Source organism: Caproiciproducens galactitolivorans (assembly GCF_026672255.1).
Lineage (GTDB): Bacteria > Bacillota > Clostridia > Oscillospirales > Acutalibacteraceae > Caproiciproducens > Caproiciproducens galactitolivorans_A.
On the sequence record NZ_JAPOHA010000009.1, the window covers coordinates 131,447 to 143,505 of the forward strand.

Annotated in this window: 11 protein-coding genes and 1 pseudogene; 6 read left to right on the forward strand and 6 right to left on the reverse strand. The window is 42.3% G+C overall.

Annotation, left to right across the window (positions count from 1 at the left end; translation table 11 throughout):
* Positions 1 to 221: 221 nt before the first annotated feature.
* From OUY18_RS10205 to OUY18_RS10220, 4 genes are all read right to left on the reverse strand, one after another.
* Positions 222 to 1,631, reverse strand: coding sequence for a LysM peptidoglycan-binding domain-containing protein (locus tag OUY18_RS10205; RefSeq protein ID WP_268058681.1), 1,410 nt, complete (start codon positions 1,629 to 1,631; stop codon positions 222 to 224).
* Positions 1,632 to 1,819: 188 nt separating this feature from the next.
* Positions 1,820 to 2,407, reverse strand: coding sequence for a hypothetical protein (locus tag OUY18_RS10210; RefSeq protein ID WP_268058682.1), 588 nt, complete (start codon positions 2,405 to 2,407; stop codon positions 1,820 to 1,822).
* Positions 2,408 to 2,425: 18 nt separating this feature from the next.
* Positions 2,426 to 3,313 (reverse strand): DegV family protein, encoded by an 888-nt coding sequence (locus tag OUY18_RS10215; RefSeq protein WP_268058683.1) that lies wholly within the window; start codon positions 3,311 to 3,313, stop codon positions 2,426 to 2,428.
* A gap of 531 nt (positions 3,314 to 3,844) precedes the next feature.
* A complete protein-coding gene (locus tag OUY18_RS10220) occupies positions 3,845 to 4,744 on the reverse strand; it encodes a hypothetical protein (protein WP_268058684.1) in 900 nt (299 codons plus the stop codon).
* Positions 4,745 to 5,202: 458 nt separating this feature from the next.
* Here OUY18_RS10220 and OUY18_RS10225 point away from each other — a divergent pair, with 458 nt between their 5' ends.
* The 6 genes and pseudogenes from OUY18_RS10225 to OUY18_RS10250 all read left to right on the forward strand — a co-directional run bounded on the left by OUY18_RS10225 (position 5,203) and on the right by OUY18_RS10250 (position 10,127).
* Complete coding sequence (locus tag OUY18_RS10225; protein ID WP_268058685.1) at positions 5,203 to 5,865, forward strand: hypothetical protein; 663 nt, start codon at positions 5,203 to 5,205, stop codon at positions 5,863 to 5,865.
* Positions 5,866 to 6,063: 198 nt separating this feature from the next.
* Positions 6,064 to 6,426: pseudogene (locus OUY18_RS10230) on the forward strand (hypothetical protein).
* Positions 6,413 to 7,126, forward strand: a complete 714-nt coding sequence (locus OUY18_RS10235) for an antirestriction protein ArdA (RefSeq protein WP_268058686.1) — start codon at positions 6,413 to 6,415, stop codon at positions 7,124 to 7,126. Before OUY18_RS10230 ends, OUY18_RS10235 begins: the two are co-directional and overlap by 14 nt.
* Before the next feature lie 75 nt (positions 7,127 to 7,201).
* Complete coding sequence (locus OUY18_RS10240; protein ID WP_268058687.1) at positions 7,202 to 7,564, forward strand: helix-turn-helix domain-containing protein; 363 nt, start codon at positions 7,202 to 7,204, stop codon at positions 7,562 to 7,564.
* A gap of 195 nt (positions 7,565 to 7,759) precedes the next feature.
* Positions 7,760 to 9,697 carry a hypothetical protein gene (locus OUY18_RS10245; RefSeq protein WP_268058688.1) on the forward strand — a complete coding sequence of 646 codons (1,938 nt, stop codon included), beginning with the start codon at positions 7,760 to 7,762 and terminating at the stop codon, positions 9,695 to 9,697.
* 295 nt (positions 9,698 to 9,992) lie between these two features.
* Complete coding sequence (locus OUY18_RS10250; RefSeq protein WP_268058689.1) at positions 9,993 to 10,127, forward strand: hypothetical protein; 135 nt, start codon at positions 9,993 to 9,995, stop codon at positions 10,125 to 10,127.
* A 354-nt stretch (positions 10,128 to 10,481) separates the two neighbouring features.
* Here the strand turns inward: OUY18_RS10250 and OUY18_RS10255 are convergent, their stop codons facing one another.
* Positions 10,482 to 10,673, reverse strand: coding sequence for a hypothetical protein (locus tag OUY18_RS10255; protein ID WP_141826509.1), 192 nt, complete (start codon positions 10,671 to 10,673; stop codon positions 10,482 to 10,484).
* Positions 10,657 to 11,778, reverse strand: a complete 1,122-nt coding sequence (locus tag OUY18_RS10260) for a hypothetical protein (protein ID WP_268058690.1) — start codon at positions 11,776 to 11,778, stop codon at positions 10,657 to 10,659. Before OUY18_RS10260 ends, OUY18_RS10255 begins: the two co-directional genes overlap by 17 nt.
* Positions 11,779 to 12,059 lie beyond the last annotated feature (281 nt).

A 12,059-nucleotide genomic window follows, 5' to 3' on the forward strand; every position in this document is an offset into this window, starting at 1 on the left:
TGGGCTATATAAAACCGGCATGCGAAAGAACCTTCCTACTGATGAAGTTCTTTTGCATGCTTTTTTTGTATGATATAGAATCCACCGGCTCTGTGGTTGATAAAAGCCTAAGCTATGGACAAAAAGAAACCTTCCCGATCTTTAAGTTACGGTCTGCCGACCTGACAAAATAGCGGGGAGGTCTTTTCATACCAAATCGTGTTTGTACGGATTGCCATCCTTTATTTCCTGACCATGAAGTTATCTTCGAGCAGGACCCAGTTCTGCGGGAAGGGGTAACCGAGAGCCCAGTAGCTGATTCCGCCCAGATGATAATCCTTGGCAGCGTTGAACTTTGCCTGTGCGCTCCGCGCGTCTTCAAACCAAACTTCGTGCGCTCTTCCCTGCGTATCCGTGTACCGGTAAAAGGGAGACTCCGCGGCGTAATCGTACTGAATCTCCGCGCCGAACTGGGCGGCCCGTGCGACGGCCTCCTGAGGGCTGAAGGTTTCGGCTTCCTCTCCTTCCCTGTGCGGAAGGGTCCAGTCTCTGGCGTAAATCTGAAAACCAAGAAAGATTTTGTCTCTCGGAATGGTCGTAACGGCGTAGTCAAGAACCTCGCGGATTTTATTGATCGGTGAAATTGGCTGGGGCGGACCTTTCCGGTACCCCCATTCATAGGTCATCAGAATTACGAAATCGGCAATCCTGCCGTGCGCCGGATAATCGTGCGCTTCGTACAAAAGCCCTTGCTGTGTCGGCCCGGTTTTCGGTGCAACGGCGGTGGAAAGAAAATAGCCGTTTGCATGCATTCGCGCCGCGGCTTGTTCCAGAAAATTATTATAAGCGATACGGTCCTTCGGCAGGACGTTTTCAAAATCTACATTTAAGCCTTGGTATCCTTTTTGCTTCATGATTTCAACAATATTATCCAGAAGCTTCTGAACCATTGCGGGATTATTTAATATCGCCGAAGCAAGATTCTCACCTCTGGAGGTTGCGGTAAAGTTGGTGACGGCCATCATCGGAATGACGCCTTCCAATTTTGCGGTTTGAAGCGCCGGCCCGTCGTCGATGGATTGCAGGCTGGCGTCCTCCTTAATTAAATAGGCAAACGGGCTCAGATAAGTCAGATAACCGCCGTTCTGGCGAACGATTGGCACGGCAGCCTGCCCAAGCATATAAATATATCCGTTAACACTGATTACGGGTCTTGTTTTACTCGGGATAATAAGGATCATCCCGGGACTTATATTGTTCGGGTTTTCGATTCCGTTTACCTGGATCAGATCCTGCAGGGAAACATTATAGCGCTGCGCGATCATCCACAGCGATTCCCCGGGCATGACGCGATGCCGCATTACCGGAATATAAATAGCAAGGCCCGGGTAAATATGATCCGGATTTGATATGCTGTTGTTTTTTAATATATCCCGAACGGTTACCCCGTAATTCTGTGCGATCATCCACAATGTATCCCCGGGCTTCACAATATAGACGACATCTTCTAAGGGAATGACCAGTGCTTCGCCCACGACAAGTAAATTTGGATTATACAGCCCATTGGCAGAGATGATCGACTCCATTGAAACATGATAATAGTTCGCGATTTGCCATAGTGATTCACCGGCACTCACAACATGAATAAGCATAAAAACCACCCTTTTCCTTACAATATATGCCCATATTTATAACATGGCTATTGAAAAAAGGGATTTCTGAGATCTTATCTGAATCAAGGCTCCGCGGGATTCAATCTCGGTCGCCTATTCAATTTCGATGGGGGAACCCTTGTGCCGAAGGGGGAAAGGAAAATCTTTGTATTCAAATCTTAAATTATTCATATAACATCTAACAACAAATTTGTGATATAAAATCCTATAACACATAAACCACTTCCTAATAACAATTGTATAAAGGAATGCCGTTTTGTACTAAGCGAAGCCCAATATACAAGAAGCAGCATACCTAACATAAATATAAAGTAAATGCTCATGCCCGTATAAAAATACAGAAATACGCAACAGCCTGTTATACTACAGGAATGTCCACTGCCCTTAATGTTAAAAACTTTATTTAAGATTAATAGTAAAATAACAGATATTAAATAAGTATCAAAAATCATCTGCAACATAAGTGTGGCATTCGTTAATATACCATATATTGCGCCAAGAAAATATCCTAAAAATGTAATATAAATAGCAAGATTTCTCTGTCCTTCCCTTCCTTTATCCCTAAAATAAGGAATCCAATGCTGAAGGGGATATGCCAGTGTAGGTAAGACCACTAAACAGATTATTGCAGCAACCAAATCCAATGGAGACTGAAACACCTCTTTTCGTGTTAAAAAAATAAAGCAAATCAGTAATAAGAACAATATAGGTGGTACCGTTATGATTCTTATCACTTTTCCTATGTTTTTTTTCATATCACCACATCCATCCTACTAATTATTCCTTTTATCGCCCCAAAAGAATAATGCCACTGTTCCTGGGCCTGTATGACTTCCAATTGTTGTCCCTACATCGTTAATTTCTACTTTTCCATTTAATTTTTTGAATCGACTCTCCACTAACTCCGCCACCTTTACAGCATCATCATAACATCCTGCTTGCGAAATATAGCATTTCCCGGAATACTCCAATCCGTCAACTGCATGCTCTTCCATCTTATCAATAATAGCTTTTATAACTTTTCCCTTACTACGGATTTTATATCGTGGGATAAGCCTTCCAAGGTTGTTCATATTAAGTAGCGGGCAAATACCAAGTACTGTTCCGATTATTCCAGAAGCTTTTGAAAGTCTTCCTCCTTTTATATAAAAAGTGAGATCTGTTGAAAAAAACCAATGGTGTAACTCTAACTTATGTTCATCAATCAATGCATATGCTTCATCAATAGTCAAACCATCATCCCGCAAATCTGCGAGTTTATCCATGATAAGTCCATAACCTGATGATGCACCTAAGGAATCTATAATATATATCTTTCTGTCTGGAAATTTGTCTTGTAATGTCTCTTTCGCCAAATTAGCAGAATTGAATACACCAGACAAACCACTGGATAAGCTTACATGAAGAATATCCTTTCCATCCATTAAAAATGGTGTGAAATATTCAATAAATTCTTCGTAATTCACCTGAGACGTTCTTGTAGAAGCTCCTAACGACATTTCCCTATAAAATTTTTCAAAAGGAACCGATTCTCCCAAGTCATCTTTATACTCAACACCATTCAGTGCATAGTGAAAACAAACATATTGTATATCCCTTTTTTTAAAATGTTCTTTTTTAAAATCTGCTGTAGAGCAGCAACTAATTATATAATTTTCCATAGCCATCTCCCTCAGCAATTAATATTTAGATAAGAGATTCCAAATATTTATCGCAAATTTCAATTTAATATTATAATAATGCTTCATGGTTTAACATACCTTTTTACATAGTATTGAAAACCGTATCATGCTATAATACTAGTACTATGCATTTCATAAGTCAAGTGACAAAAATATTTTTTTGTACGATTGTTAAGGATGGAATGACTGCTAAGCTTGTTTGAAATATGACTGATTCAGATTTGTTCGACATGCATTACTTTTCCTAAAATAAAAAAAGTATCTCATTTGAGATACTTTTTTATCAATGGCGTATTCTTCTTTAATCGAGGTGACAGGATTCGAACCTAAGTGGCTTATTCTGTCAATCTTCGATTTCCTTTGGTGTGAGTGTTCATAACGACAAACTCGGGGATCCACATAAAATAAAGGTTTTCGGCATCAGGCAAACGAATATCACAATCAATTTAGAAGATCAATCGCTGAATTACCAGAAAAAGACTCCGTTCTTTTAATGAAATCTGCTGGTTGTCATGCCTTATCTTTAAGCGATTCAAAATTGTACACAATATCAGATAAATTCTCTGAAGAATCCATAATTTCATATGTTCTTTGATATTCAGGTATTGGCTCAATTTGGCTAATAAGTTCATCAGTGAATTTGTCCTTTACTAGACCATACCTTGAAAGTTGAACATGAATAAGCAAGTATTTTTGTTTGTCTGAATACTTTTCCTTTAAAATTATTGTCTTATAGACTTCTTTTAGACTATTTGCCTTTTCAAAAGAATTTATAAAATGATAAAAACTCAAATCGTCATATTTCAAATATACTTTTCGGGTCGGTTTTCTTATTTCAAACAGAGCCTTCAATATATAATAAACTGCACACAAGATATTCAGGTAGAATAAACAATTCATGATTTTTAAATTACTATTTAAAATATCACCTAAGTTATTTAATCCGTTGTTTGTATCGAAAAAATTAGTATAACAGTACCTACCGAATAAAACATTCAACGAAAAACAGTAAATCCACCAAGTGGTGACTAGTTGTTTTATAGCATGCGATATTTTCGCAATGGCACTATACTCATTCCAACTAACAGTTGTATTATTCGTGTAATCAACGTCCTTGGGCAGAATTTTTCTAAATACAGATACACGTGATAACATAGTTAATGCCAACCAAATAGAACCCAAAATGAGCAAGATGATAATTATCTGAGAATATAAGGAGCTTGCAAATGTTAAAGCAATCTCTCTTATATTTGAGGGAACCCAATTCGAAGCACCTATAAGAGTAATATATTTCGGATTCAAAAAGATGAATACTGCAACTAAGAAGATTATATATGCAAAAGGTATTCTAATTCTATCGTCGGTATACTTCTTAATTTCTTTAACTTGTTGAATAGTATTTCCAAACACTTTTTCGTCACCATAAGTCAATATGCAATATGACTATTCCTTTCGATTTTCATCAGTATATCATAAAAACACAGTGAAACTAAAAATAACTCTGATAATGTTTATTTGTTTTAACAAAGACTTGGCTTCTTGTTCTTAAATTATAGCACAAAATAAAATCGTTCCTACGAAATGATTGCTCAATTTCTATAGAAACGATTTTGGTCGGGTGCAATTGTATAACTTGAAAAAGCCCAGTAATAGCAACGGTTTGCAGACAGTCTGCAAGCAGTATTTACACCAAAAACAGAAAATTGGCACTTGCACCGCCTTAGTGAGACTACAGGCGGTGTTTTTGTATATAGAAGTCACTTCGGGCCAACTTGACCCGAAGTTGAAAGGAGGGATAGCATATTCCCGTAGGGTCTGATTGAAAAATCAGACCCTTTTTTCATTTCTGAATGAATGGAGAAAACCGCATGACAACTCAAAAAATCAACGAAAACAAAAGCAAGAAGGAGGATGAAGGGCGAAAGCGCAAATGGCTGTACATCCTTGGAATCCTTCTCCTGTTGCTACTTTTGCGGAGTTGCGGAAATCAGCACCCCTGCCCGAACCCGCCGCCGTCCAGTTCCGTTCCCTCGTCGTCCGCTCCGTCGCTGGACGATACCGGCAGCGCGGAGCCGGGAAACGGCAGCACCCCTTCACGGCAGGAAATCCTGTCCCGGCTTCAAAAGCAGGAAGTCACCGTCACCGACAAGGTGAGTGCTCAGGCGTCCTTTTCCAGCGGTGCGAAAGGCAGCACCGGCATATGGGAAGTGGAGAATCCGGCTTCCAATACCGTTATTATGCAATGCGAAATTACGCTGAACGGTGAGCTGTTAGATGAATGGAAAGGCCAGCAGGCGGAGCTTGCCAAACCAGACCGAACAGGAGAAGTAACATCGGGCCAAGTTGGCCCGATGTTACTGGGGCCCCCCGGAAAGTCGCAAGACTTTTTGGGGAGAGGAGTTGCAACGGAGCGTGTGAGCTTTTCGCCGCAAGGCGGAAACGAGCAAAGCGAAGTTTGCAACGACGAACGGGGCGCTGCCCCGTGCCCTGATGCTCAAAGGATTTATTCCCCGTCGCCGCAATTCCCGTAGCATAGCCGGATGTTCGCCGTCAAGAGTGGCGCGGCGCGCCACCGCGAAGCGGCCTTGCTCTTGACGGCGGGCTCCGGCTATGCTTTCCTGCGGCCATGCGACGGGGATTATTCCCTTTTCCCGCCCCCTTTCCATGAGTGGAAAGGGGGCGGGAAAAGGTTGACACATTCAGCGCAACAGAAATGGAGGTGCTTTTACTTGAAAAGACCATTGGCATACATCACTGCCGCATGGAGCGGCGATCACGATACAGATGCGAAACAGGCGGCGCGGTATTGCCGGGCGGTATAGGAGGCCGGGTTTTCCCCGGTTTGCCCCCTGCTTTACCTGCCTCTAATTCTCAACGACGCCATCCCGGAGGAACACAAAAGCGGTATCGACATAGGGCGCGACCTTCTGCACCGTTCCCATGTGCTTGTCGTTTGCGGCGACGGTATGAACGAGGACATGAAAAACGACATTGCCACAGCCGGACGGCTGAACATCACGGCAACCACACTGGACGGTATTCTGACAGTCAAGGGGCAGGGTCGCGGGGAGGCTGGTAATGAGTGCGATTGAAGCCTTTGTCACTAATCTTGGGCGCTACAACGAAGGGTATCTGGACGGGGAGTTTTTGAAGCTCCCCGCCACTACCGAGGAAGTTCAGGCCCTTTTCCAGCGTATCCATGTAGACGGTGTTCGGTATGAGGAAATTTTCATCACGGACTATGAAACCGATGTTTCCGGTCTGTATGACTGCCTCTCTGAATACGCCGATCTGGATGATCTGAACTATCTTGCCGCCCTGTTGGACGATCTGGACGAGGGCGACCGGGAGAAGTTTGAAGCCGCCCTTTCCTACGGCGATTACACGGGCAGTCTAAAAGACCTGATTAACCTTGCTCAAAATCTCGACTGCTACGAATATTACCCCGGTATTTGCGACGAGGACGATTTGGGCCGTTACATGATTGACGAAATGGGATCGCTGGAAGTGTCGGAATATTTGGAAAACTACATTGACTACGAGGCATACGGGCGAGACGTTTCTTTGGAGGACGGCGGCACATTCACCGAAAACGGCTATATCGTGAACACCGGAGACAGCTTTATCGAGCAGTATAATGGTAGGGACGATTTGCCGGAGGAATACAAGATTTTTGCGTATCCCGCGCCAGAAAAATCCATCCGCGACACGCTCAAACAGTATAAGCAGATGATCGACGCCGCGCCGGTTTCCCCAAAAGACCGACCAGCCGCTGCACATGAAGAACGATAAAAGAACCTCGAGCCCAATGAACTGCACCCCATTTGTTAGACAGTATGGTATACTGAAAACAAATGGGGTGTTTTTATGCCAAAAGGAGTACCAGAAAAACGATATACGGGTGAGTTTAAGCAACAGGTTGTAGAAACCATGCGCGCAGAGAAACTTAGTTACTGCGAGGCGGCAAGGCAGTTTCATGTGTCTTGTAACAAGCGTGTGGCATCCTGGGAAAGAATTTATCTGGAAGAAGGACCGGAAGGCTTATACCGAGAAAGACGAGGCAGAGCCAGTGCAACCAGTGGTTCCCAGAAAGGACGCAAACCAAAGCTGGACAAAAAGGTAGAAGATTTGATTGCAGAAAACCAGCGTTTGCGTGCGGAGGTAGACTATTTAAAAAAATTGAATGCCTTGGTTTTACAAGAGGAACGCCGCGACAAAGGGCGCAAGTGATCTGGCAACTGAGGCATAAACATAAAATTTCGCTTTTGATTGAAGTGTCTGGTTTGCCACGATCAACCTATTACTACTATCCAGAAAAATTTGGGTGGATTTTCCAATGAAGCTTCAAGATATATTCCGGAATCTGTTCGGCCTGATTATGGAGAATATAAGCCGTTTAAGGGACCGTCGTCTACAGCCGCAAGTGTGGAAGATTTAAAACGCGTAGTTAGCGCGACAAATGAAGTGTCTGCCAGCAGCAGACAAGCAACCGGCTTTGTCGATAGATTGAAGCAGTCGCTTTCGGGCGCAAAGGAAAAGCTTTCAAGCCTTGGTTCCACGTCCAACAGCTTCTTTTCCATGGGCCGCTTCTATGGCTGGTATTTTATCCTTCGACAGATTGCAAATACTTTCGGAGGCTTTATTAACAACATCAATTCCTACATCGAAAACATGAACCTGTTTGATGTGGCAATGGGGGAATCTGCACAATCCGGCGAAAAGCTGACTCAATCATTGCAGAATGTTCTTGGCGTGGATTCCGGCGAAGCTATGCGCTATATGGGCGTATTTGAGGAATTGGGAACTTCTTTCGGTATTGCCAACAAGCAAGCCACGATTATGTCGGAAAACATGACTCAATTGGGCTATGACCTTGCTTCTTTCTATAATATCAGCACCGGGACAGCCTTTGAAAAGTTGGAATCTGTTTATACCGGACAATCGAGGGCTGCCCGAAGCCTCGGCATTGACATTTCAAATGCACGCTTACAGCAGGAACTTTATAACTTAGGAATCAATGAAAAAGTAAATAACCTGACGCAGGCTGACAAAGCCGAACTGCGCTATATTGCTATAATGAAACGAAGTGTGAACGCACAGGGTGATATGGCTCGTACAATTCAAACTCCGGCAAATGCTCTGCGCGTTTTACAGGCACAGTTACAGATTACGGGTCGTGCAATCGGCAGCATTTTTATCCCAGCTCTGGAAGCAATTTTACCACCGGTTACCGCGGTGATTGAAGTAATTGGTGATCTCGCGAGTGAGCTTGCTTCTTTCTTTGGATTCAAAATGCCGAAAATCGATTATTCTTCGCTGAATACTGGATTTTCCGGTTTCGCTGACGATGCAGATAAGGCCGCAAATGGTGTTGGCGACATCGGGAAAAAAGCAAAAGAGTCCAAAAAGCAACTTGATAATTTGATCGGCGGATTTGATGAATTACATATTTTAAATTCGGATGCAGGAAATGGTTTTGACTCGGGCTTGGCTACTGGCGCCGGCGCTGGTGGGAATATCCTGTCGGGAATAGATTTGCCGTCTTATAATGCGCTAGCAGATGCAGTTAGTGGGAATATATTAAAAATAAAGGAACAACTTGAGCAGTATAAACCACTTATTAAAGAAATTTTGAAAACTGTTCTTGAAATAGGAATTGCATTTCTTACATGGAAAATTTCTTCTGGTCTATTTTCAGGACTAATGAATCTGGTCCCTGGATTAAAGGAATTTAAAGGACAATTTGCTGAAATAAGCGCCGGGCTTACATTAGTCGCTGGATTATTTGCGTTTGCTTACTTACACAGTGAAAATTTTAGACGCGGTTTGGGCGTTTTGGGACAAAGTATTCAGTGGGTTGGAGAAGAAATATCAGAATTTGCCTCAAATGCAGCAAAAAGTTTGGGCATAAAAGAGCTGTCTGGTGAATTTTGGACCTCCACAGCGGCGATTGCTGTGATTGCTATTGGTGCGGTTGCGATTGCCCTTGGCGCACCCATTTTCGGGACGATTGCGATTATTGGAGGGGCTGCGACGCTGGCGATCCAAGGTATTGGATACGCTGCATCGGATTCTATTGAGCCGGTGAATCTGTTTGGAGAAGGTATTTCGGAAGCAACAGAAAAGAAAGTTAAACCATTTATTAAGGAAATGGACAATTTAGATCAAACAATTAAAGGAATCAAGTGGTCTGGTAAAATCGTAACTGAATCTGATGTTTCAAACGTCAAGTCTCAGGTTAAACAAATTTCTGATACAATTATCAATCAACTTGATTCTGATAAAAATGAAGCGCTGAAAAAACTCGATCCACTGAAAGGCGTTTTAAATAGCCAAACTTATAATGAAATTACCGTTTCGTGATTTGGAATCTCAAATTGTCTAGCTGCTTCACGGCAACTTAATTTCTCTTTTTCCATCATTTCTACAACCGTCTGCTTAAATTCGCCCGTGTATCGCTTGTTTGGTATTCCTTTTGGCATAAAAATTCACCCCATTTGTTTTCAAGTATATCATACTGTCTAACAAATGGGGGGCAGTTCATAATCGACGGGCTTTTTCTATGTGATAAAAATTATCATTTTATGCTGCTGAAATTGAAATATCCTTATAATATCTATATGCTGAATAGCAAATACGATAAAAGAAGGTTATTAAAATGGACTCAGAATTAAAGAAGCAGCTTGAATGGATTAACGCAAATTTGAATACGATTGCAGAAAATCAGGCAAGGCTATATTGTGAATTGCTGGAGATTGAGAAAAAGCTTTCGGGACGGGAAAGAAAAGAATAGAGCCGTATACCCTGCTGATGATTGAGTTGGCAGGGTATTTTTATGGTTGGAGGAGACTAGGCGGGGTGAAGAAAAGCGGTAGTAACGTGGTAGTAACCGCCCCGATTATTAATATTTTTCAGCGATTTTAAGACAAAAGAAAAACCGCACCAAACAACCGAAAAATGGCTATCTGATGCGGTTCTTTCTGTTTATTCAATGGCAAATGCTGATAATTTTGATACAGTGAAACCTTTTTCCAGCAATCGTCAGCGCAAGTTTAGGTATTGTTAGCGCAAGTACGAATCGTAAGCGCGGGTTCATTGGCCGTATCATAAGCGCGATTACAAAGTAATCATTTGATGGCGCCAATCTTTAATCCTTTTTCGTAAAAGCCTTTACTGCGGTCCAGACGCCACTTGCTATTAACCCAAGAACACCTAATACGGTTACGCCAGTGTCACCAGCCTTCTTTTTACAAGCAGAACAGATGCCAGTTTTGTTTTTTCCGACTATAGTTTTTCCGCATATTTTACATTTTCGTACTTCTTCAGTTCCCTTGCTCATCTTCAACATCCTCCACAGAAACTATATAGACTTGTTTGTTTTCAATCGCTTGTCGTGTATTTTCCAACGCAGGCTCCAACTCTTTAGAAAATGTGTACCAGCAATCGGTGGTTTCCTCTGAATAATGAAAATTGTCGTGCATCAATTCGATGGCAGACATGCCTCTTCCGCCAATCTCCTGCGTAATAAAATCATGCATTACTGTTTGATAACGATCAAGCACCCGCCTTGAATCTTCTCTTCTTCCAAGCGCCTCAAACACTTGCATCTGGACACCGGAAAATTTTGTCGCCAACTGCAAGTCATCAGAAAGGTTTGAAAGAAGCGTATCAATAGATGATTGTTTGTGGAACAATGACCATTTTGTATTCTTAGCAAGATGTAATGAGGCTGTACGCATTTCTGAATAAACACTATTCAAAGCTGTCGTCATCCGGTCAGACGCTTTTTCAAGGAGTAGGTTCCTCGTCTCGATAGATGGTGCGTTTTGCGCTTGTAAAATATAATCACGAGCGTCAAAGAACGGAGTGAGAATATCCCTGTCGCGGTCACGATCCAACTGATAACTTTGCATTTCTTGAATTGCAACCAGCGTGTCTTGGATCTGCTTCATTTGCATCTGGTTTGCGATACTTCGAGTGGTTTCAAGGGTTCCGGGGTTGTTTAGTACTTTTTTTAGTGTAATATCCTTTACACGAACTCCGTTTTCATCCAAGATTACTGCACGAAGATTGCCATCAACCTGTTTGGAATCACCAATAGAATACAGGCCCTTTTTAAGTTTTTCTTTTATACCTACAGGGAGACTGTCAAAATCCGGAACAAGTGTAACATTTCCTTTGGCAACAATAGCAGCCTGCTGAATAACATCATTGATAATACCGATGTCTGCAATAGGCACACTTGAAACCACTTCAACAAATGAGCTTTCTGCTAATGAGCGAGTTAGGTACTGCGCATACAGCCCCATAAAATCACTCATCTTTGATATTTCGTATCCGTTGATGTCGGCCTCTGTCACAAGGATATGTAATTCGGATGGAATAAGAGCTGAGCCGGGTAACTCATTACGTTCTTGCTCTTCCTGCTTTATTGAATCATCCATTTCAATTCCAACTCCTTTCATGATGAGAATGTCATCTTACTTTTGAGCAACCGTACCTTCCGCTTGCCAGCAATCGAAAGCGCAGGTATAAATCGTATGCGAGGGTTTAACTCGCGTGATATCCGAATGGTTCAAGGTGCTACTTGCACATTTTTCGTTCCTCATCTGTAAACAGCTCATAAGACAAATCAAGACGGCGGGCTTCCCATAGGGTTACAAATACATCCGTGCCACGGGTGTTTTCGGTAAAATGAAAGTATCGCAAAAGGTCTCGAAAAAGT

What these genes read in the sequence shown, in the direction of transcription:
- OUY18_RS10205 (WP_268058681.1), bottom strand. Translation starts at nt 1,631, where the DNA reads ATGCTTATTCATGTTGTGAGTGCCGGTGAATCACTATGGCAAATCGCG.
- OUY18_RS10210 (WP_268058682.1), bottom strand. Translation starts at nt 2,407, where the DNA reads ATGAAAAAAAACATAGGAAAAGTGATAAGAATCATAACGGTACCACCT.
- OUY18_RS10215 (WP_268058683.1), bottom strand. Translation starts at nt 3,313, where the DNA reads ATGGAAAATTATATAATTAGTTGCTGCTCTACAGCAGATTTTAAAAAA.
- OUY18_RS10225 (WP_268058685.1), top strand. Translation starts at nt 5,203, where the DNA reads ATGACAACTCAAAAAATCAACGAAAACAAAAGCAAGAAGGAGGATGAA.
- OUY18_RS10235 (WP_268058686.1), top strand. Translation starts at nt 6,413, where the DNA reads ATGAGTGCGATTGAAGCCTTTGTCACTAATCTTGGGCGCTACAACGAA.
- OUY18_RS10240 (WP_268058687.1), top strand. Translation starts at nt 7,202, where the DNA reads ATGCCAAAAGGAGTACCAGAAAAACGATATACGGGTGAGTTTAAGCAA.
- OUY18_RS10250 (WP_268058689.1), top strand. Translation starts at nt 9,993, where the DNA reads ATGGACTCAGAATTAAAGAAGCAGCTTGAATGGATTAACGCAAATTTG.
- OUY18_RS10255 (WP_141826509.1), bottom strand. Translation starts at nt 10,673, where the DNA reads ATGAGCAAGGGAACTGAAGAAGTACGAAAATGTAAAATATGCGGAAAA.
- OUY18_RS10260 (WP_268058690.1), bottom strand. Translation starts at nt 11,778, where the DNA reads ATGGATGATTCAATAAAGCAGGAAGAGCAAGAACGTAATGAGTTACCC.